Here is a 19,326-nt window from a genome sequence, read left to right as displayed (position 1 = left end):
AAGCGGCGCTCAGGCGCGGATTTTAGGCCTCACACGGCAAGTAACGGGGCGGTTTACAAATCCCCTGCTTTGTGCGGAAAACACTTGGCCAGCCCGCCCGCGACTTACAACAGGACACCCCCATGCCAGCTCTACGCCCCGACATCGACCCCGACGGCCTGCTTGAATATTCCGTCGTTTATACCGACCGCTCGCTCAATCACATGTCAGCGGCTTTTCAATCGGTGATGCGCGGCCTCAATGAAGAGTTGAAGGGCGTCTATAATGCACAGGCCGTCGCCCTGGTTCCCGGCGGCGGCACCTATGCCATGGAAGCGGTCGCCCGCCAGATTGCGACCGACAAAAAAGTGCTGGTCGTGCGCAATGGCTGGTTTTCGTTTCGCTGGACGCAGATTCTGGAGACCGGCAAAATCGCCGAGGAAACCATCGTGCTCAAGGCGCGCAAACCCGCGAACGCGCCTGATGCTCCATTCGCCCCCGCGCCGATTGAGGAAGTAACCGCGCGTATCGCCGCAGAAAAACCGGACGTAGTTTTCGCCCCGCATGTGGAGACGTCATCCGGCATGATCCTCCCGGATGATTACCTGAAGAAACTTAGCGCCGCGGCGCATGCGGCCGGCGCGGTCTTTGTGCTCGATTGCATCGCTTCAGGCTGCGTCTGGGTCGACATGAAAGAAACGGGCGTCGATTTCCTGATCAGCGCGCCGCAAAAGGGATGGAGCGCCTCCCCTTGCGCCGGGATCGTGATGATGAGCGAGCAAGGCCGCGAGCGTGTGAAGTCATCTAAGTCGACGAGCTTCGCCTGTGATCTCGGCAAATGGCTTGAGATCATGGAGGCCTATGAAAATGGCGGGCATGCCTATCACGCGACCATGCCCACCGACGCGCTGCGCGGATTTTTGAATGCGGTGCTGGAAACCAAACAGCGCGGTTATGAAGCGATGCGCGAAGCTCAGTGGGAATTGGGCAGCAAAGTCCGCGCGCTGTTGAAGTCGCGCGGTTTCCCCTCCGTTGCGGCGGAAGGCTTTGAAGCGCCGGGGGTTGTCGTGTCATACACCACCGACCCCGGCATCAAGAATGGCTCGAAATTCGCCGCGCTAGGGTTGCAGATCGCCGCCGGCGTGCCCCTGCAATGCGACGAGCCGGAAGGGTTTTCCACCTTCCGCGTCGGCCTATTCGGTCTTGACAAATTATCGGATGTTGACGGGGCCGTTGCGCGACTCGAAGCAGCGCTCGACAAGATCGCCTAGTTCAAACCGCCAAGCTTTGGGTTTAAGCCACGCTGACCGGCTCCCGCACGGCCTGCGGCGCCCTTGCGGGCTGCATTGCGTCGGGTTTGTGTTCAACAAGCTCCCAGCGCCCGTCATGATGTTCCACCAGGGCTGTGCAGCTCTCAACCCAATCGCCGTCATTCATGTAGGCGACGCCCCCAATGTCGCGCATTTCGGCGACATGGATATGACCGCATATCGCGCCGTCAAATCCCTTGCGGCGGCAGTAGCCCGCGACGTGATCTTCAAAGTTGTGAATGTAGTTCAATGCGCGTTTGGTTTTCTTTTTCAGCGCCTGCGACAAAGACCAGTAAGGCATGCCGAAACGACGGCGAACGCTGTTGAGCTTGGTGTTTGTCCAAAGCAGAAAATTATAGAGATTGTCGCCAAGAAACATGATCCATTTCTTGTCGGCGCGCATCATGCCGTCAAACATGTCGCCGTGAACGACAAGATAACGCTTCTTGTCCACGCCCTCATGAACGGCCCTGTTGCGGATCAGGACGCGCCCGAAATTGACCCGGAACTGAAGAAAGGCGCGCAGAAACTCGTCATGATTGCCCACAAGATAAATCACTTCCGAGCCGCGCTTGGAAACCGTCAGAATACGGCGGATGACATTGGTATGAGACTGAGGCCAGAACCACTTCTTGCGCAGACGCCAGCCATCAACAATGTCGCCGACCAGGTAGAGTTGATTGCAGGTGTTCGCCTTGAGAAACTCACACAGGGCTTCGGCCTGACTGCCTTGTGAGCCGAGATGCACATCCGAAATAAAGATTGCGCGATATTTCGGTTGTTTGCGTTCCATTGCACGAAATCAATGCCCCGATTTCGTGAGAGTTTTGTGACAGAACGGCTGCTAAATCAGCCCCGCCTATATCAAGCCAGCAAGCGGGCTCGACGGGTCAGCATAGCGCTTCTTCGGCATGCGGCCGGCGAGATAGGCTTCGCGGCCTGCGATAACGCCGTGCTTCATGGCGCTCGCCATCAGGATCGGATCTTTGGCTTCTGCAATCGCGGTGTTCATAAGTACGCCGTCGCAGCCAAGCTCCATCGCCATCGCGGCGTCGGATGCGGTGCCGACGCCAGCATCGACAATGACCGGCACGGATGATTGCTCGACGATGAGACGGATATTGACCGGGTTCATGATCCCGAGTCCCGACCCGATGAGCGAGCCCAGGGGCATGATTGCACAGCAGCCTGCGTCTTCGAGTTTGCGCGCATAGACCGGATCATCGGAGCAGTAGACCATGACGTCGAAGCCCTCCTTGATCAGGAGCTTCGCCGCGCGCAGCGTTTCCTCCATGTCCGGATAGAGCGTTTTCTGGTCGGAAAGGACTTCCAGCTTCACCAGTTCCCACCCCCAGCCTCGCGGGCAAGGCGAAGGGTGCGGATCGCATCTTCGGCGGTGAAGCAACCGGCGGTATTCGGCAAATAGATGTATTTTTTCGGATCGAGATAGTCGACCAGAAGCGGCTTATCCTTATCGGTGAGGTTCACCCGCCGCACCGCGACCGTGACCATCTCTGCGCCGGCCGCTTCTGCGGCGCGCGCATTCTCCTCATAGGTCTTGTATTTACCGGTGCCGATAATCAGCCTTGAGGCGAGCTTGCGGCCCGCCACTTCCAAAACGTCAGACATTGTCTCTTCCCGGCCTCAACCTCCGCCCACGAACTGGACGATTTCAATTTGGTCGCCATTCATCAGCGCCGTCTCGCCAAATTGCGATTTCGGCACGATCTCCAGATTGCGCTCCACAGCGATTTTCCGGGGCTGAAGCTCCAGCGCAGCAAGGAGGTCAGACACGGTCAACGGGCCGTCAAACGACTTTTTCTCGCCATTCACGGTAATATCCATGAAAATTCAATCTCTTCCGTCTATTGCGCGAGGCCGGGGCGCGCTTTTATACCGGATAACCGGCCCCGATAGGGCGCAGATGTATTCAGGCGCGGCGGCGCCCGCAAGGAAAACGACGGAAAAACCATGGCTTCGAAGACAATCTATGTCCTCAACGGGCCCAATCTGAACCTGCTGGGGACGCGGGAACCCGAAATATACGGGAAAACCACCCTCGCCGACATCGAAACGGCGACGGTCTCCCGCGCCAAGGAACTTGGCTACACTACTGAGTTTCGCCAGTCGAACACCGAAGGAACGCTGGTGGACTGGGTGCAGGAAGCATCCGCCAAAGGGGCCGGCCTTATCATCAATCCGGGCGCCTATACCCACACCTCCATCGCCCTTCTGGATGCCCTGTCCGCAGCGGCGATACCCAAAATTGAGCTCCATCTATCTAATATCCATGCGCGCGAGCCATTCCGGCGGCAATCGGTCACGGCGGCAGCGGTCGACGGCGCGATTATGGGGTTCGGCGCTACGGGCTATCGTTTGGCGCTCGAAGCCCTTAAAAGCCTTATCGAAAGCCGCGCGGCCTCCTGATTCCGCCTGCGTAGCGTGTTGTATCTGAAGAAGCGGGAATTGCATGTCCGACAAAAAAGACCAAAAAGATCACGGGCCGGAGGCGGCTTGGATTCGCGAGCTCGCCGGCATCCTCGAAGAAACCGGCCTGACTGAAATCGAAATTGAAAAAGACAACACGCGCCTGCGTGTTTCGCGCCAGGGCGGCGCAGCGGCGTACGCGGCTCCTGCCCCCGCGCCTGTTGCAGCAGCGCCCGTTGCGATGGCGGCCCCGGTTGCGGCGGCGCCAAGCGCTGCGCATCCCGGCGCAGTCAAATCGCCTATGGTCGGCACAGCGTATTTATCACCGTCGCCCGGCGCCGATCCGTTCATTCGTGAAGGCGCCAATGTGACCGAAGGCCAGACCGTGCTGATCGTTGAGGCGATGAAAACGATGAATCCGATCGCGGCGCCGCGTTCGGGAAAAGTCGTGAAGATCATGGTCTCTGATTCCCAACCGGTCGAATTTGACGAGCCGCTGCTCATCATCGAGTAAGCCGGCCCCATAAGCCGACTTTACCGGCATGATTTACGGGTAGAAAATGTTCAATAAGGTTCTGATCGCCAATCGCGGTGAAATCGCTCTTCGTATTCACCGGGCGTGCAAGGAACTCGGCATCTCCACTGTCGCGGTCCATTCAACCGCTGACGAAAACGCCATGCATGTGCGCCTCGCCGATGAGAGCGTGTGCATTGGACCGCCGGCGCCGAAAGACAGCTATCTCAACATCCCGGCGATCATTTCCGCCGCTGAAATCACCGGCGCCGATGCGATCCATCCAGGCTATGGCTTCTTGTCGGAGAATGCGCGCTTCGCCGAAATCGTTGCCGCGCACAACATCACGTTTATTGGTCCCGATGCGGAACATATTCGCGTGATGGGCGACAAGATCGCCGCGAAGGAAGCCGTGGGCGCAGCCGGCATTCCGCTGGTGCCTGGCTCTGAAGGCGCCATTCTCTCCTATGAAGACGCCAAGGAAGCCGCCGACAAGATCGGCTTCCCGGTTCTGGTCAAAGCCTCTGCGGGCGGCGGCGGACGCGGCATGAAGCTCGCGAAAACCCCTGCGGATCTGTCGGAAGCGCTGTCGACCGCGAAGGCGGAATCAAAGGCCGCCTTTGGCGACGATACGGTATATCTTGAGAAATATCTCGAATTGCCGCGCCATATCGAACTTCAGATCATCGCCGACAAGCACGGCAATGTGGTGCAACTGGGCGAGCGCGACTGCTCATTGCAGCGCCGCAACCAGAAAGTGCTAGAAGAAGCGCTGTCCCCCGCCCTGACTCAAAAGGAACGGGTCAAAATTGGCGAGACGGTCCGCAAGGCAATCGAAAAGATCGGCTATCTCGGCGCCGGCACAATCGAATTCCTCTACGAGAATGGCGAGTTCTATTTCATCGAAATGAACACGCGCCTGCAGGTCGAACATCCAATTACCGAAGAAGTAACCGGGGTCGATCTCGTGCGCGAGCAGATCCTCGTCGCCGCCGGTAAAAAGCTGAGCTTCAAGCAGGAAGACATCACCTTCGCGGGACATGCCATTGAGTGCCGGGTGAACGCGGAAAACCCGCGCACCTTCCGTCCCTCTCCCGGCAAAATCAGTCAGTTTCATGCAGCCGGCGGACCTGGCGTGCGTTTCGATTCCGCGGTCTATACGGGCTACAAAATTCCGCCCTATTACGACTCGATGATCGGCAAACTGATTGTCTATGGCGATGACCGCGCGCATTGTATTGCACGATTGCGCCGGGCGCTTTCGGAAATGGTGTTTGTCGGCATTGAGACCACCGTGCCGCTGTTTATCGATCTTGTAGACGACCCGGATTTCCAGAAAGGCGACTATCACATTCACTGGCTGGAACAGTGGCTGGAGAAGTCCGCCTAATCCAGCGTTCTCTGGAAGCGCAGCAAGGCGATTGCAGCGAGCACAAACAGGATCACGACAAGCGGCGCCAAATCGCCGCTAATGTCGCTCATCCCTGCGCCCTTCAACATGATCTCGCGGACCATGCGCAGAAAATGCGTGTTGGGAATTCCCTCGCCGATCACCCTCGCCCAGGCGGGCATGGCGCGGAACGGAAACATGAAGCCCGACAGCAGGATTGATGGCAGGAAGACGAAAAACGTCATCTGCATCGCCTGCATTTGCGTCTTCGCCACCGTCGAAATCAGATAGCCCAGCATCAGATTGGTGAGAATGAACACGGCGATGACCAACAGGAACGCGCCCACATCACCCATGAAGGGAATATGAAAAACGAAACGCGCAGCCAGCAGAATGATCGACGCCTGGATCGCGCCGACAATAATATAAGGCGTCGTTTTGCCAACCATGATTTCCAGAGGACGAACCGGCGTAGACAGCAACGCCTCATAGGTGCCGCGTTCGCGTTCCCTGGTCAGGGCGATTGAGGTGATCATCGTCATTGTCATGGTCAAAATGACGCCGAGCAGGCCCGGAACAATGTTGAAAGCCGTCACCCCTTCCGGATTATATTGACGATGCACCACCATATTGTAAGGCGAGGCGCCGCCCCGCAGTTTCACCGGCAGCCGGTCGAGCTCCGGCGCAAAAGCCCGGCGCGCAATCTCGCCCACAGCGCCGACAACGCCGCCCGCCGCAACGGGATCAGAAGCGTCAGCAGCGATAAGGATTTCCGGTCGTTCGCCGCGAACAAATTGCGTTTCAAAGTTCTCCGGAATGACGATGAGAAAATTCACCCGGCCTGATCGTAACAAATCCTCGCCTTCCGCGGCGCTATGCACGATCTCCGTGATCTCCAAATAAGTCGATTGTTTAAGCGAGGCCAGAAAGCTGCGCGTCAACGGACCGTCATCGCGAAGCTCAACCGCCGCAGGAAGATGGCGCGGATCAGTGTTGATGGCGAAACCAAACAGCGCGAGCTGCATGATCGGCACCATAATCATGATCGCAAATGTTGGCCTGTCGCGCCGCATCTGCACCAGTTCTTTGATGAACACCGCTGCGATGCGCGAAAACGAAATCATGCGGCGCTCTCCACGCCGAAATTGTCATCGCTTTGCGACATCAGGAAGATGAACGCTTCCTCCAGCCCGGCTTCAATCTCCGTGATCCTGACGCCGGGCGCGTCCTGCACGCGGCCCACAGCCGCCGCGAGCTTTTCCCGGTCACGGCCGCAAACATGAATGGACGCGCCGAAGCGGGCGAGAATCTCAACGCCCGGCGCGCCCTTTAACATCGCCGACAATTTATCGAGATCGCCATTGTCGATTTTAAACGCATGAAGCCCCAACCGCCCGGGGATTTCCGCGGTCGGCGCATCGAGCAATTTCTTGCCATAGGCGATATAGGCGATGCGGTCGCACTGCACTGCTTCATCCATATAATGGGTCGACACCAGCGTTGTTACGCCTTCGCTTGCATAGCGCCGGATCGTGTCCCAGAAATCACGGCGCGCTTTAGGGTCAACGCCAGCGGTTGGCTCATCCAGCAGCAGCAATTTCGGATCATGAATCATGCAAGCCGCGAGCGCGAGACGCTGTTTCCAGCCGCCGGACAGACTTCCCGCCAATTGACGCGACCGTCCTTCAAGGCCCAGTGACTCAATCGCCTCGTCGACCCGGTGACGCATACGGTCGAGCCCATAGAGGCGCGAAAAAAAATCCAGATTTTCCCGGATGCTTAGGTCTTCATAGAGCGAAAAGCGCTGGGTCATGTAACCCACATTGGATTTGATTTTCACGCTTTCGCGAAGGACGTCATAACCGAGACAAGTCCCCTCGCCCTCATCCGGTTTCAACAGACCGCACACCATGCGAATGGTTGTTGTCTTGCCCGATCCGTTCGGCCCCAGAAATCCATAAATCGAACCGCGCGGCACTTTGAGATCAAAATGGTCGACGACCGTCTTGTCGCCAAAGCGCTTGGTCAGGCCGCGCACATCAATGACAGCGTCGCCATTCATGGCGCATCTATATCGACCGGCAAGCCGGGACGAAGTCCGGCTGGCGATAAGGGCCGCGCCTCAATCAGAAAAACCAGCTTTTCGCGTTCATCAAGACTGTAAATCACTGGCGGCGTAAATTGCGGTTCGGTCGCGATAAAAGTAATCCGCGCCTTCAATCCTTCAGCGCAACCGTCGCACCGAAACGAAACTTCACCGCCCGGCGCGAACGAAGACAGCAATCTTTCCGGCGCATAAAATCTGAGCTTCACATTTTCCGGCGGCAGCAACGCCACAACCGGATCGCCGGCCGCTGCGACCTCTCCTGTGCGGCGATAGATGCGCTCAATGGTTCCGGCCTGCGGCGCGCTCACCGCGAGGTCGTCCAGACGTTGCTTCGCCAATCCGGCTTGCGCCTTGACAGACTCCATGTCGTCTTGTGCTGCGTCCTTTTCCGCGCGCGCGCTTTCATATCTGGCGCGCGCCGCGATCAATGCAGCGCGGTCATTGTCCAAATGCGCCTTGGAGACATATCCATCCGCAAAGAGTTTTTCACTACGGGCGAATTCGGCGGCAAGTCGCTCATAATCTGCCTGCGCTTCAACAACCGCCTTGGCGAGCGAACCTGCGTCATCGACCCGCTTCTGCGCTGCTGACGCCGCCGCGTTCGCCTGTTCAGCCTGAAAGGAAATCCGGTCCGCTTGCATATGAAAAAGGACATCGCCCGCTTTTACGGAATCACCTTCCGCAACAACGACATCCGCAATCACACCCGCTTCCTGCGGCGCCATGTATAGCGTGTCGGCTTCAATATAGCCGTTCAACATATCCGCCGAACGATCGGAGCAGCCTGCGAGCGCTGTAAGGGCGCTAATAAAAATGAACACTCTCATTCTACGCCACCAACCCGTTCAATAGAATTTCCGCATGCGCCTCAACCCGTTCCGACGGGCTAAGAGGCCCGGATTCACCGAGCAAAATATGCGTGTAAAATCCGTGTATGAAGACTGGCCCCAGAACCGATCGCGCGGCGACATCCGGCTGACAGTTGCGGAACACGCCTTGCTCAATGCCAGCTTTCACAAGCGCGGTTACGGAACCCAGTCCCTGTTCAACGACATGCTCTCGATAGTAAGCGGCGACGTCCGGATAGCGACTGGCGACCGACAACACGAGACGCGGCACGGCGAAGAAACGCTTGTCGCTGGTAAGCTGCGTAAGTGCTGCAATAATCAGGCGCAGGGAACGCACCGGGTCATCGACGCCCGCTTCGGCCATCAGGCGCAAACGGCGCGCAAGCGGCGCGACTTCGCGTTCAATCAATCCGCGCAGGATCGCGTCCTTGGTGTCGAAATAGAGATAAACGCCCGCCTTGGAGAGGGACGCCGCTTTCGCGATATCCTCAACCCTTGCCGCATCAAAACCGTCTCGCTCGAAAATGATCAGCGCCGCGTCCAGAATCTCATCGGGACGGGATTCGGCGCGGCGGCGCCATTTCGGCTTCGGTGAGGCTTGTTGGCTCATGACCGACACTAACTTACTGACTGGTCAGTTATATAAATGAACCTCTGAAGATTTCAACAACGCCCGGCTCCGCTCTATAGATGACGCCTCCCCGGCAATTGGCGTAGGCTGGGGCATGCCCCGCGATTCGGCGAGCTCCATAGCGACTGAGGACCTCTTAAAGGCCTATACGCTCGGCTATTTTCCCATGGCGCGCTCCCGTGATGACGCGCAGGCGGTCTGGGTGCTGCCCGATGAGCGCGGCCTTATCCTGCTCGACAAGCCGCATGTGCCGAAAAAGCTCGCCCGGCAGCTGAAATCCTCGCCTTTCGAGATCCGTATCGACACCGCCTTTTCCGAGGTCATCGCCGCCTGCGCAAAGGCCACCAAGGCGAGGCCCGACACCTGGATCAACGATGCGATTATCGAGGCCTATTCAGAGCTGCATTTTCAGGGCCGCGCCCACAGCGTTGAGTGCTGGCGGAACGGCAAGCTTGTCGGCGGGCTTTACGGGGTCGTGATGGGCGCCGCTTTTTGCGGTGAAAGCATGTTTTCGCGCGAGACCAACGCCAGCAAGATCGCCATGCTGCATCTGATGGCGCGCCTGAAGATCGGCGGTTTCCATTTTATCGACGCGCAATTTTACAATGAACATCTGGTGCAGTTCGGACTGATCGGCGTGCCGGATGCAGAATATCAACTCATCCTCGCCAGGGCGCTTCGCGCGAAAGCGGATTTCTTCGCGGCGCCGGCTCAGTTAGACGCGACTTCGGTTTTGCAGTCGATCACCCAAACGTCATAGACCGAATGTTGAAGCGCGTTGAGCGCCGGCGTCGATGCAAACATCCAGCCGCGGAAAATATTCACCCCATCGGATTTCGGTCCTTCAAGCACTTCGGGCGCAGGCTGGGGTTCATCCATGGGAACGAATTCCGGCGCTTCGCCAATCGGCTCGCCGGGCAGCACATCGAGATCAGTCGCCATGATTGCATCTTCGATGATTTCCGGCTCCTGAATTTTCAGATCGCTTTGCCGGCTGTCGAATTCGAGATCATAAATTTCGAGGAACGCGGTTGTTTCCGGGAATTCTTCCGGCGGGCGCCGGTCACAGGTGCGCGGCAGAATTTCCAGCGAACCAAAACGCGCAATCTCATTCATGCCGATTTCAAGATCAGTGTAGCGCGCCGTGATTTTGTTGAGCGCCCGCAAGGTGACCGAAACAGGCGTGCGCTTCACTTCTTCAATCACGCCGGCAAACGGATCGTCCTGAGCGCGTGAAAGCCGGTCAAGCTCGCTCAATTCATCCTGCGGCGCAGGGTCAAGCGCCGTTTCTTGCGCGGTCAAACTCGCTGAAAACATAGCGGAAACCGCCAGCAATGAAACACCCAAACGGGACGCAATACGCATTACATATCTCCCAGCGGATCTGCCTCTGCTTCCGACTTGCCTTTGCCGCCGCCGGAAGCTTGATTGGTGAACGCCTGCACGGCGATGCCCAGCAAATCGACCGAGCCTTGCGTGATGGTGATCTTGTCGCCCGCGCGAAGCATTTCCTCTGCGGCGCCCGGCTCGATTGAAATATGCGCGCCGCCCAGGAACCCGTCTGAAACAACTTTCGCAACAGAATCATCGGGGATTTCGACGCTACTATCGATGGCGAGTTCGACATTCGCTTCGTAAGTATTTGGATCAAGGCTGTTGGCGGAAACCGAACCGATTTTTACGCCGGCGATCCGAACTTCCGAACCGACAGTCACGCCATCAACCCGCCCGAACACTGCGCCGAGTTTGTAATGATCGCGGCCGATGCCCTTGCCGCTGGCGCCATAGGCATAGGCGAGAAACGCCGCCGCGATGGCGATCACCGCCGCCCCAACAATTGTTTCAAAAAATCCGGCGCGGCTCATTGGTTCGCCTCCCTAATCGGCCTCAGGCGCTTTCCGGCGTCCAGGCTTCGTAATCATCATTCACATCAGCCGGACCGCCTGCGCGCGAAAGACTGCCTTTAGGATGATAGGCGAGCGGCGTGCCGGTCATGTTCGGCAAATGATCCGTCTCGAAGGCGCGGCGCGTCAAGGGCGAAACCGTCGGCGCTTCATCAAATGTATGATGCAGCCAGCCATGCCAGTCAGCGGAAACCCGCGAGGCTTCGGCGATCCCGTGATAGACCACCCAGCGGCGCCGGCGCGTACCGTCGCTCCCCGGAAGGCTCGGGTCCTTTTCCTCAAAATAGCGATTGCCCTGCTCGTCGGTTCCGACAAGCCGGGCGCCCCTGCGCCAGAGGGTGAATGAAGTGCCGAAGGTGGACGAGTTCCACCAGGTGAAAAGCTGTGAAAACATGCGGGATTCCCGAATTCCTGACGGGGATCCTGGCCCCCATACGCGGCGCGAATATGGCGCCCGTCGCCAGCCCCCGCAAGAGAGGCGGGCCGATGGCCCCAAAAGGGCGATTTTCCCTTGAATTACAAAGAAAACGGGTGGAGCCAAGGGGACCGGATGACTATATTTGGGGCTGGCGACAGGCTTCGCCCCTAGAGAAGGTTCTATGCGCATCGACCGCCGCTTTTCGGAAGACAAGGGCGCGCCTTATGGCGGCGTGGTCTTTCGGCGCGCTGATTCCGAGATTCGCGCCCTGTCCGGCGAAGTCATATTCGAAATGCGCGATCTGGAGGTTCCCAAAGCCTGGAGCCAGACCGCCGTCGACATTCTCGCCCAGAAATATTTTCGCAAAGCCGGCGTTCCCGCGAAAACCAAGCGCCTGAAAGAAAAAGGCGTCCCCGATTTTCTGCAGCGGTCCATGCCGGATATCGCCGCGCTGGCGAAAATGCCGGCAGATGAACGCTATGGCCCGGAGACTTCCGCCAAACAGATGTTCGACCGAATGGCCGGCGCCTGGACCTATTGGGGCTGGAAGGGCGGCTATTTCGATGACGAAAAAACCGCCCTCGCCTATATGGACGAAATGCGCGCCATGCTCGCGCAACAGATCGGCGCGCCAAACTCGCCGCAATGGTTCAACACCGGGCTGCATTGGGCCTATGGCATCGACGCCGCCGGACAGGGTCATTACTTCGTCGATCACCTGACCGGCGCGCTGGTTGAATCCGACAGCGCCTATGAACGCCCGCAACCCCACGCCTGCTTTATCCAGTCTGTCGATGACAGTCTCGCCGGTGAAGGCGGCGTCATGGATTTGTGGAAGCGCGAAGCGCTGTTGTTCAAATATGGCTCCGGCTCGGGCACAAATTTTTCAAATATTCGCGGCGCAGACGAACCCCTGTCCAGCGGCGGCAAGAGCTCTGGCCTTCTCAGTTTTCTGAAGGTCGGCGATGCGGCCGCCGGCGCGGTCAAATCCGGCGGCACCACAAGGCGCGCCGCAAAGATGGTGGTGGTCGATGTGGATCACCCGGATATTGAAGACTTCGTTTCCTGGAAAACCCGCGAGGAAGAAAAAGTCGCCGCCCTTGTCGCCGGCTCGCGCGCGCTCGCAAAGCATCTGCCGCGCGTCCTTGAAGCCTGCTGGGAAGGCGATGATCCGGAAACCCGGTTCGACCCGAAAGAAAACGAAGCGCTGAAAACTGCGGTCAAAGAAGCGCGGAAAGCGTTCGTCCCCGACGCCTCAATCCGCCGCGTCATCGACTTCGCCCGTCAGGGGTATCGCCGCATCGACGTCGATAAATATGACCTCGACTGGGATTCTGAAAGTTACCGGACCGTCTCCGGCCAAAACGCCAATAATTCCGTGCGCGTCACCGACGGCTTCTTGTCCGCGGTGAATGACGACGCGCAATGGTCGCTCACCCGGCGCACCGATGGCGAGCCGACCAAAACCATTCGCGCGCGCGCCTTGTGGAGCAATATCTGCTCCGCCGCTTGGACCTGCGCCGATCCCGGCCTGCAATTCCACAACACGATCAACGCCTGGCACACCTGCCCGGCGGGCGGCGAAATCCGCGCCTCCAATCCATGTTCTGAATATATGTTCCTCGATGACACGGCCTGCAATCTTGCATCGTTGAACCTGTTGAAGTTCAAAACCGATAACGGATTCGACGCCGACCTGTTCGAACATGCCTGCCGATTGTGGACGCTGACGCTCGAAATCTCCGTGCTGATGGCGCAATATCCTTCCTCGGAAATTGCGCGCCGGTCATTCGACTACCGCACGCTCGGCCTTGGCTTCGCCAATCTCGGCGGATTGTTGATGTCCGCCGGCCTCGCCTATGACAGCGAGGAAGCGCGCGCCGTCGCCGCCGGCGTGTCGGCGCTGTTGACCGGCGCGGCCTATCGCGCCTCCGCTGAAATGGCGTCGGCAGTCGGACCCTTCACGAAGTTCTCCGACAATCGCGACGCCATGCTGCGGGTCTTGCGCAACCACCGCCGCGCCTGCGCCGGGACTGCAATTGGTGGCGCTTTTGAAGGGCTCGCCGTTGAACCCGCCCTGTTCGACGCTGACGCATGTCCCTGGAGCGAACTCACCGACGCCGCGCGCCGCGTCTGGAACGAAGCCTATGAGCTCGGCGCCATTAATGGCTACCGCAATGCGCAAGTCACCGTCGTCGCGCCAACCGGCACGATCGGCCTCGTCATGGACTGCGACACGACCGGCATTGAGCCGGATTTCGCATTGGTCAAATTTAAAAAGCTCGCCGGCGGCGGCATGCTCAAAATCGTCAACCAGGCAGTGCCCGCAGCGTTGAAAACTCTTGGCTACACCAAGGCGCAGATTGACGATATCGGCCATTACGCAGCCGGGCGCGGCACCCTTGAAGACGCGCCGGGCATACAGCTTAAAGACCTGCGCCGCGAAGGGTTTGAAGATCGCCATATCAAGGCGCTTGAAGACCGGCTGAGAACGACATTTGATCTGACTTATGCATTTACGCCGCAAGCGCTTGGCGAGGATTTCTGCGTGCATGTGCTCGGCATGCGCGAAAGCGAGCTTTCCCTCACCGGATATGAAGTGCTGCAGTTTCTTGGTTTCGCCGATGAGGAAATTCATCAGGCCAATCTGTTCTGCTGCGGGGCGATGACCGTCGAGGGTGCGCCGCATCTGAAAGAAGAGCACTACCCGATTTTCGATTGCGCAAATCCCTGCGGGCGCATCGGCACGCGCGCCTTGAGCGTCGAAGCGCATTTGAAAATGATGGCGGCGGCGCAGCCCTTTATTTCCGGCGCGATCTCAAAAACCGTCAACCTGCCGAACTACGCCAGCATCGGCGATTGCGCCAAAGCCTATATGCTCGCCTGGCGCATGGGACTGAAATCCATTGCGCTCTACCGTGATGGATCGAAACTGTCGCAACCGCTCGCCGCCGCTCTCCTCGCCGCCGAAAGCGATGACGAAGACGAGGATGAAGAGTTTCAGGCGGAGATTGCGGAAGCGCCCGCCGCCCAGAAATCAAAGGTCGTCGCCGAGCGCATTGTTGAGCGCATCATTGAGCGCACGCCCGGCCGCCGCCGCCTGCCCGACCGGCGCAAAGGCTATATCCAAAAAGCAATCGTCGGCGGCCATAAGGTCTATCTCCATACCGGCGAATTCGACGATGGCGAACTGGGCGAAGTGTTTATCGACATGCACAAGGAAGGCGCCGCCTTCCGCTCGCTGATGAACAATTTCGCGATCGCGGTGTCGCTCGGCCTGCAATATGGCGTGCCGCTTGAAGAGTTTGTCGACGCCTATGTCTTCACCCGCTTCGATCCGTCAGGGCCGGTGCAAGGCAATGACCAGATCAAGAATGCAACGTCGATCCTCGACTACATCTTCCGCGAATTGGCGATCTCCTATCTCGGGCGCGCCGATCTCGCCCATGTGCATCCGGAAGAAACGGCGATCGATTCCATCGGCCGCGGCGTCAACAAGGAAAAGACGCAAGCGGACGCGACCAAGCTGATCTCGAAAGGCTTTTCACGCTCCACCGTCACCGACAATCTGGTCATCCTGCGCGGCGGCGATTTCGACCGGCTGCGCCATTCGGCGAACGAAGCCAAAGGCATCGAGGACGACGCCCAGGAAGAAGAAGATATCGAAGTCGAAATCGAGGACGTCCAGGAAGCCGTGCGCGCGGAAACGGCGCCGGAAATCGAAGCGCAGGTCGCCAAACTAGCGGATGCGGTTAACCAGAAAGCCCCGCGCGGCGTGCTGGCGACCCCCGGCGCGGCGCGACAGGACGCCCGCATCAAGGGCTATGAAGGCGACGCCTGCGCCGAATGCGGCCAGTTCACGCTGGTGCGCAACGGCGCCTGTTTGCGTTGCGATAGCTGCGGCGCGTCAACGGGCTGTTCGTAAATTTCCGTTAAGACTTTTATCGCCTCTATAACAATTCGAATTTTATCCTTAATCGAACATTGACCCGGCGCCGTCTATTTTGACGGTCAGTAAGAACCGGGAGTTTGCCGCGATGAAGTTGATCGCGATGATTATTGCGTTGATGATTGCCGTCATGTCCGTTGTCGCTACGATAACGCCCGGCTCGAAGAGCTATAACAAACCGAACCCCGTGGCCGAGATCGGCAAGGAAATCGCAAAACCGCTCAGCCAGGTCGATCAGATCGGGCCGGAGCTTGAGCGCGTGCTGGATGGCGCCGGCGTGAAGCTGCCGTCAATTTCGGTTGGCCGTTCCGAGAAAAAGGTCGACCACAAACACGCGGTGCAAGATTTCAATGGCGCGAATTTCGCCAATGTGGATTTGCCGCGCACGAATTTCGCCAGCTCCTTTGTTTCAAACGCCCAGTTCCATGACGCCCTGCTCGACGGCGCCAGCCTTGAAGGCGCGACGGGCGACGTTGTGAATTTCAAAGGCGCGCGCATGGCGAAATCTATACTCAATGCGGCCATGTTCACCAATTCCGATTTCTCCGGCGCGGAGTTGCGCGAGGCGAAAGCCCGCGCTGGCGATTTCACCGGTTCGCTGTTTGTCGACGCCGACCTTTCTTTTGCAAGCTTCGCCGGCGCAAAATTGTCCAAGACTAATTTCCGCGCGGCCTATATTGCAGGCGCTTCCTTTGTCGGCGCCGACATGACCGACGCGCATTTCGAAGGCGCCGATTTGACCGGCGTGCGGTTCGCGCGGGCCACGCTCGACAAAGCGAACTTCACCGGAGCCAATCTAAAAGCCGCGACTTTTGACGGGACCAAGCTTCTCGGCGCGGACTTTTCTGCAGCGGTCAATCTGACGACCGAGCAATTGGCGAAGGCTTGCGCAAGCTCAGACACCAAACTGCCGCAAGAGGTCACCGCCCCGCGCTGCTAGCTGCGCTTTGCGGTCAGGCTGTCATCTTCATTGTCATCGCGGTCTTCGCGAAGGCTCGTCGCATCAAGCGCATCGAGCACGGCCAGCGCCGTGGCGCTGTAGCCGGTCGGCATAGTTTTCTTGATCGGCGCCGTAAACGACTCGACGATCTGATGCATATAATTGCGCACCGGCGAAAAATTCCGCGCCGATTGCGTTTGGGCGAGCGCCGGATTTGCGTCCGGGGACTGTACCGCGCCGCCCATGGATTGCGCGATCGAGCCGATGACTTCACCAACGCTTTTCGCGCGCGCGCCATCATAAAACACATTGCGGTTCGCCGCCGCTGCTTGCGGCAGCAGATCCGCCGCCTTCACCGAAGCGCCAGCCGAGAGCAGCTTCGCTGCGCCTGACGGCCCAAGGAAATGCGCGGTATAAAGATCCGCGCTGGACGCCGCCCGGCCGAGACGGCTTTCAAGCATTGTCTTGTTCTCATTCGCCAGTTCGCCCGCCATGGCGGATGCGGCTTCTGCGTTGAAGCGCATATTCAAAATCTTTTCGCGCGCCGCGCCGTCGGCGACTTCATAGCGGCCATTGGCGTTTTGCGAGATCGCGTTCGCCGCGGCGCCAAGGCCATGCTCGGCGCCGTATTTTTTCACCGTCGAGAACCAGGTCTGCTCGATGAACTGAAACAAACCCGCTGCGCTGGAGGTTTTCGCCTGCGCATTCGGGTCAAACCCGCTTTCGCGCGCGGCCATCTTCATCAAAAAATCGAAGCCCGCGCCGGTCGAGGCGCTGGCGCGTTTGACCGCGCCGGTTACGAGCGCCGCGCCACTGGCGCCGGCGGCGGAGATTTCCGTACTCATCTGCAGCCCCTCTGTTGGCGCAATGACCTCCAATCTGGCGGCCAATCGTCAACAAAGCGCTAACCATGATGTCCCGCCGTGAAACGGGCGATCCCGAATGGGACAAGGCTGACCGGCGGTTCGCGCCCGGAAATGAGCGCCGCCATGGCTTCCGCCGCCGCCGGCGCATGCAGCACCCCGTTGCGGTAATGGCCAAGCGCCAGAAACCGGCCTTCTTCGTCGCGCCCGAAAATCGGCGCGCCATCGGGCGTGCCGGGGCGCAAACCCGCCCAACGCTCCAATTCCCGCGCATCCGCCAGTACCGGCGCCGCCTTGGCGGCGTTGAGGCGCAAGCCCGCCACCGCCGCCGGTTCGACGGCGATGTCGTCGCGGCCGATCTCTTCGGTGGCGCCGATGACCAGCCGCCCCTCCGCCTTCGGGCAAAGATAGGCGCCGGGCGCGCGAATATACCGAGACAACAGCCCGTCCTTGATCTCGACCGCCGTCGCCTCGCCCTTCACCGGATAGACAAGCCCCATTGGCGCCAGACCGCTGACCGCGCCGGAGGCCAGCACGACCTTTCCCGCGGAAACCTCGTCGCCATTGGCGAGCGTCAGTCGAAACCCGCCGCCTTGCGCAACGACATCTTTCGCCGTCGCGACAATGACCGTGGCGCCGCGTTCCGCCAGCCAGATTTTCAGCGCCTTGATCACGCGGCGCGGATCGAGCTGCGCATCTTTCGGCGCATGCAGCGCCGCGATGATCGCCTCAGACAGCGCCGGCTCCATTTCTCTCGCCGCGTCGCCGGAAATCATTTCCACCGCGCCGCCCAGCGCCGCGACGCGCGCCGCCTGCGCTTCGAGCAGAACCCTGTCGCTGTCGCTATAGGCGACGCCGAGCGCGCCAGCCCCGCGATAATCGACAAACACCCCGGTCTCTTCTTCCAGCGCGGCGGCGTAATCGCGCCAAAGCGACAAACCGCGCGCGCCAAACCGATAGAGAGCTTCACCCAACGCCGCCGGCAGCTCGCCATATTCAAATGACGGCGCCAGCATGCCCGCCGCCGCCTCGCTTGCGGGCGGGATCGCTTCGCCTGCATCGATGATGGCGACTTGCGCGCCTTCCAACACCAGCGCGCGGGCCAGAGTCAGACCGATGACGCCGCCGCCGATGATCGCGATCTCGAAACTCTTGGAACTCATTCGTTTTGCTTTTGCCACAATGCCTATCAATCTCTACCGCCATACCTCCCCGTTGAGGGGAGGTCAAAAACGCACACGCGTTTTTGGGTGGGGGTTGTCTTCACTTTCATAACGCAGCGGTTTGAAAAAACGCTATTCCCCCTCCCGAGCCGCCCCTATGGCCGGCTCGACCTCCCCGCAAGGGGGAGGTGAGATGTCGCGCGCGCTTCAAAATTTCTCACTTTCTTTCATCTTGCCTTCCGGAACGGGAAAGGCGATCAGCCTGGTCTTTTCCCGCGAGCCGGCGGATGAGCCGAAAAAATAATTGACCACTGCGGCGGTCATGGTGGCGAGCGCGCCAAGCATGATTGAAAACTCAGTCTCTGCGCCGACGGGAAGTTTTTTCGCCACCATGACGCCAAGCACCACAAAGAAGCCGAGTATGACCAGCGCGCCCAGCACGGAGGGCGTCCAGTCATTCATCTTGATCTGCCGGTCGCGCGCATTGGCGCGATCGCCCGCATCAATGCGCAATTCCGCAACGCTTGCCTGACGCAAGGCCAGTTGAAATTCCTGCTCGGCTTTTTTTAGCGCAAGAAGATGTTCCGGACCGGCGCGCTCCAAAGCGTCCGCGAGCGTGTCTTCGCTTGCCGCATCGCTGCCGAATATTGCACGGGACAATTGCTCAACAGCGGCGCCCGCCAACGGACCGCCAAGCGCATGGGCAAGTCCCGGCGCCGCGCGTGCAATCGCGCGTTTCAATCTGCCCCGGTTTTTTGTTTGCTTTGTCTCGTCCGGCGACGCGCTCATACAAACCTCTCACACCTTACCAATCGCCTCGCAGTGTAAGGCCGAAACAAAAGTGGTGGATAACTATCCACCAAAAAAATTTCCGTGTTAGAAT

General features: G+C 59.1%; 19 protein-coding genes and 1 pseudogene. 7 read left to right on the top strand and 13 right to left on the bottom strand.

What is annotated here, in order from left to right:
* Nucleotides 1-122 precede the first annotated feature (122 nt).
* Nucleotides 123-1,250: an aminotransferase class V-fold PLP-dependent enzyme gene (locus AC0L8G_RS08265; RefSeq protein WP_473388287.1), complete on the top strand. Its 1,128-nt coding sequence runs from the start codon at nucleotides 123-125 to the stop codon at nucleotides 1,248-1,250.
* A gap of 22 nt (nucleotides 1,251-1,272) precedes the next feature.
* Here the strand turns inward: AC0L8G_RS08265 and AC0L8G_RS08260 are convergent, their stop codons facing one another.
* The 3 genes and pseudogenes from AC0L8G_RS08260 to thiS all read right to left on the bottom strand — a co-directional run bounded on the left by AC0L8G_RS08260 (nucleotide 1,273) and on the right by thiS (nucleotide 3,134).
* The gene (locus AC0L8G_RS08260; RefSeq protein WP_473388286.1) at nucleotides 1,273-2,082 is read right to left on the bottom strand and encodes a UDP-2,3-diacylglucosamine diphosphatase; all 810 of its coding nucleotides are present in this window, start codon (nucleotides 2,080-2,082) and stop codon (nucleotides 1,273-1,275) included.
* Between the two features lie 66 nt (nucleotides 2,083-2,148).
* Nucleotides 2,149-2,918 (bottom strand): annotated as a pseudogene (locus AC0L8G_RS08255) (thiazole synthase).
* A gap of 15 nt (nucleotides 2,919-2,933) precedes the next feature.
* Nucleotides 2,934-3,134, bottom strand: a complete 201-nt coding sequence (gene thiS / locus AC0L8G_RS08250) for a sulfur carrier protein ThiS (RefSeq protein ID WP_473388285.1) — start codon at nucleotides 3,132-3,134, stop codon at nucleotides 2,934-2,936.
* Between the two features lie 126 nt (nucleotides 3,135-3,260).
* Here thiS and aroQ point away from each other — a divergent pair, with 126 nt between their 5' ends.
* Genes aroQ through accC form a run of 3 tightly spaced genes read left to right on the top strand, consistent with a single transcriptional unit; the run spans nucleotide 3,261 to nucleotide 5,620 of the window.
* Nucleotides 3,261-3,716, top strand: coding sequence for a type II 3-dehydroquinate dehydratase (aroQ, locus tag AC0L8G_RS08245; protein WP_473388283.1), 456 nt, complete (start codon nucleotides 3,261-3,263; stop codon nucleotides 3,714-3,716).
* A gap of 43 nt (nucleotides 3,717-3,759) precedes the next feature.
* On the top strand, nucleotides 3,760-4,230 hold the full coding sequence (accB, locus tag AC0L8G_RS08240) for an acetyl-CoA carboxylase biotin carboxyl carrier protein (RefSeq protein WP_473388282.1): 471 nt from the start codon (nucleotides 3,760-3,762) through the stop codon (nucleotides 4,228-4,230).
* Between the two features lie 46 nt (nucleotides 4,231-4,276).
* Nucleotides 4,277-5,620 carry an acetyl-CoA carboxylase biotin carboxylase subunit gene (gene accC, locus AC0L8G_RS08235; protein ID WP_473388281.1) on the top strand — a complete coding sequence of 448 codons (1,344 nt, stop codon included), beginning with the start codon at nucleotides 4,277-4,279 and terminating at the stop codon, nucleotides 5,618-5,620.
* Here accC and AC0L8G_RS08230 read toward each other — a convergent pair.
* The 4 genes from AC0L8G_RS08230 to AC0L8G_RS08215 are packed head-to-tail and all read right to left on the bottom strand — an operon-like array spanning nucleotide 5,617 to nucleotide 9,185.
* Complete coding sequence (locus AC0L8G_RS08230; protein WP_473388279.1) at nucleotides 5,617-6,744, bottom strand: ABC transporter permease; 1,128 nt, start codon at nucleotides 6,742-6,744, stop codon at nucleotides 5,617-5,619. The two genes, accC and AC0L8G_RS08230, sit on opposite strands and share 4 nt — an antisense overlap.
* Nucleotides 6,741-7,682 (bottom strand): ABC transporter ATP-binding protein, encoded by a 942-nt coding sequence (locus tag AC0L8G_RS08225; RefSeq protein ID WP_473388277.1) that lies wholly within the window; start codon nucleotides 7,680-7,682, stop codon nucleotides 6,741-6,743. Before AC0L8G_RS08225 ends, AC0L8G_RS08230 begins: the two co-directional genes overlap by 4 nt.
* A complete protein-coding gene (locus AC0L8G_RS08220; RefSeq protein ID WP_473388276.1) occupies nucleotides 7,679-8,548 on the bottom strand; it encodes an HlyD family secretion protein in 870 nt (289 codons plus the stop codon). The genes AC0L8G_RS08225 and AC0L8G_RS08220 overlap by 4 nt, the downstream gene beginning before the upstream one ends.
* A gap of 7 nt (nucleotides 8,549-8,555) precedes the next feature.
* Nucleotides 8,556-9,185, bottom strand: coding sequence for a TetR/AcrR family transcriptional regulator (locus tag AC0L8G_RS08215; RefSeq protein ID WP_473388275.1), 630 nt, complete (start codon nucleotides 9,183-9,185; stop codon nucleotides 8,556-8,558).
* Nucleotides 9,186-9,300: 115 nt separating this feature from the next.
* Between AC0L8G_RS08215 and aat the strand changes: the two genes are divergently transcribed.
* The gene (gene aat / locus AC0L8G_RS08210) at nucleotides 9,301-9,966 is read left to right on the top strand and encodes a leucyl/phenylalanyl-tRNA--protein transferase (RefSeq protein WP_473388273.1); all 666 of its coding nucleotides are present in this window, start codon (nucleotides 9,301-9,303) and stop codon (nucleotides 9,964-9,966) included.
* Here the strand turns inward: aat and AC0L8G_RS08205 are convergent.
* Genes AC0L8G_RS08205 through AC0L8G_RS08195 form a run of 3 tightly spaced genes read right to left on the bottom strand, consistent with a single transcriptional unit; the run spans nucleotide 9,918 to nucleotide 11,504 of the window.
* Nucleotides 9,918-10,571 carry a DUF2155 domain-containing protein gene (locus AC0L8G_RS08205; protein ID WP_473388272.1) on the bottom strand — a complete coding sequence of 218 codons (654 nt, stop codon included), beginning with the start codon at nucleotides 10,569-10,571 and terminating at the stop codon, nucleotides 9,918-9,920. The two genes, aat and AC0L8G_RS08205, sit on opposite strands and share 49 nt — an antisense overlap.
* A complete protein-coding gene (mlaD, locus tag AC0L8G_RS08200; protein WP_473388270.1) occupies nucleotides 10,571-11,071 on the bottom strand; it encodes an outer membrane lipid asymmetry maintenance protein MlaD in 501 nt (166 codons plus the stop codon). Before mlaD ends, AC0L8G_RS08205 begins: the two co-directional genes overlap by 1 nt.
* A gap of 22 nt (nucleotides 11,072-11,093) precedes the next feature.
* Nucleotides 11,094-11,504 (bottom strand): NADH:ubiquinone oxidoreductase subunit NDUFA12, encoded by a 411-nt coding sequence (locus tag AC0L8G_RS08195; protein WP_473388269.1) that lies wholly within the window; start codon nucleotides 11,502-11,504, stop codon nucleotides 11,094-11,096.
* Nucleotides 11,505-11,709: 205 nt separating this feature from the next.
* On the opposite strand from AC0L8G_RS08195, the gene AC0L8G_RS08190 reads away from it, so the two are divergent.
* Both AC0L8G_RS08190 and AC0L8G_RS08185 read left to right on the top strand, forming a co-directional pair.
* Nucleotides 11,710-15,453: a vitamin B12-dependent ribonucleotide reductase gene (locus tag AC0L8G_RS08190; RefSeq protein WP_473388267.1), complete on the top strand. Its 3,744-nt coding sequence runs from the start codon at nucleotides 11,710-11,712 to the stop codon at nucleotides 15,451-15,453.
* A gap of 112 nt (nucleotides 15,454-15,565) precedes the next feature.
* Complete coding sequence (locus tag AC0L8G_RS08185; protein ID WP_473388266.1) at nucleotides 15,566-16,417, top strand: pentapeptide repeat-containing protein; 852 nt, start codon at nucleotides 15,566-15,568, stop codon at nucleotides 16,415-16,417.
* Here AC0L8G_RS08185 and AC0L8G_RS08180 read toward each other — a convergent pair.
* The 3 genes from AC0L8G_RS08180 to AC0L8G_RS08170 form a co-directional block, all read right to left on the bottom strand.
* Nucleotides 16,414-17,262 (bottom strand): lytic transglycosylase domain-containing protein, encoded by an 849-nt coding sequence (locus AC0L8G_RS08180; RefSeq protein WP_473388265.1) that lies wholly within the window; start codon nucleotides 17,260-17,262, stop codon nucleotides 16,414-16,416. The two genes, AC0L8G_RS08185 and AC0L8G_RS08180, sit on opposite strands and share 4 nt — an antisense overlap.
* 59 nt (nucleotides 17,263-17,321) lie before the next feature.
* Nucleotides 17,322-18,443, bottom strand: coding sequence for a glycine oxidase ThiO (gene thiO, locus AC0L8G_RS08175; protein WP_473388264.1), 1,122 nt, complete (start codon nucleotides 18,441-18,443; stop codon nucleotides 17,322-17,324).
* A gap of 207 nt (nucleotides 18,444-18,650) precedes the next feature.
* Nucleotides 18,651-19,232: a hypothetical protein gene (locus AC0L8G_RS08170; RefSeq protein WP_473388263.1), complete on the bottom strand. Its 582-nt coding sequence runs from the start codon at nucleotides 19,230-19,232 to the stop codon at nucleotides 18,651-18,653.
* Between the last annotated feature and the right edge of the window lie 94 nt (nucleotides 19,233-19,326).

The sequence above is a fragment of the Hyphococcus sp. D3-15 genome, from assembly GCF_055809375.1.
Note: the sequence above shows the minus strand (reverse complement) of the source record. Positions and strands in the feature narration are given on the sequence as shown.

Bases quoted from the DNA above. Each gene is read 5' to 3' on its own strand.
- AC0L8G_RS08265 (WP_473388287.1), top strand. From the start codon at position 123: ATGCCAGCTCTACGCCCCGACATCGACCCCGACGGCCTGCTTGAATAT.
- AC0L8G_RS08260 (WP_473388286.1), bottom strand. From the start codon at position 2,082: ATGGAACGCAAACAACCGAAATATCGCGCAATCTTTATTTCGGATGTG.
- thiS (WP_473388285.1), bottom strand. From the start codon at position 3,134: ATGGATATTACCGTGAATGGCGAGAAAAAGTCGTTTGACGGCCCGTTG.
- aroQ (WP_473388283.1), top strand. From the start codon at position 3,261: ATGGCTTCGAAGACAATCTATGTCCTCAACGGGCCCAATCTGAACCTG.
- accB (WP_473388282.1), top strand. From the start codon at position 3,760: ATGTCCGACAAAAAAGACCAAAAAGATCACGGGCCGGAGGCGGCTTGG.
- accC (WP_473388281.1), top strand. From the start codon at position 4,277: ATGTTCAATAAGGTTCTGATCGCCAATCGCGGTGAAATCGCTCTTCGT.
- AC0L8G_RS08230 (WP_473388279.1), bottom strand. From the start codon at position 6,744: ATGATTTCGTTTTCGCGCATCGCAGCGGTGTTCATCAAAGAACTGGTG.
- AC0L8G_RS08225 (WP_473388277.1), bottom strand. From the start codon at position 7,682: ATGAATGGCGACGCTGTCATTGATGTGCGCGGCCTGACCAAGCGCTTT.
- AC0L8G_RS08215 (WP_473388275.1), bottom strand. From the start codon at position 9,185: ATGAGCCAACAAGCCTCACCGAAGCCGAAATGGCGCCGCCGCGCCGAA.
- aat (WP_473388273.1), top strand. From the start codon at position 9,301: ATGCCCCGCGATTCGGCGAGCTCCATAGCGACTGAGGACCTCTTAAAG.
- AC0L8G_RS08205 (WP_473388272.1), bottom strand. From the start codon at position 10,571: ATGCGTATTGCGTCCCGTTTGGGTGTTTCATTGCTGGCGGTTTCCGCT.
- mlaD (WP_473388270.1), bottom strand. From the start codon at position 11,071: ATGAGCCGCGCCGGATTTTTTGAAACAATTGTTGGGGCGGCGGTGATC.
- AC0L8G_RS08195 (WP_473388269.1), bottom strand. From the start codon at position 11,504: ATGTTTTCACAGCTTTTCACCTGGTGGAACTCGTCCACCTTCGGCACT.
- AC0L8G_RS08190 (WP_473388267.1), top strand. From the start codon at position 11,710: ATGCGCATCGACCGCCGCTTTTCGGAAGACAAGGGCGCGCCTTATGGC.
- AC0L8G_RS08185 (WP_473388266.1), top strand. From the start codon at position 15,566: ATGAAGTTGATCGCGATGATTATTGCGTTGATGATTGCCGTCATGTCC.
- AC0L8G_RS08180 (WP_473388265.1), bottom strand. From the start codon at position 17,262: ATGAGTACGGAAATCTCCGCCGCCGGCGCCAGTGGCGCGGCGCTCGTA.
- thiO (WP_473388264.1), bottom strand. From the start codon at position 18,443: ATGAGTTCCAAGAGTTTCGAGATCGCGATCATCGGCGGCGGCGTCATC.
- AC0L8G_RS08170 (WP_473388263.1), bottom strand. From the start codon at position 19,232: ATGAGCGCGTCGCCGGACGAGACAAAGCAAACAAAAAACCGGGGCAGA.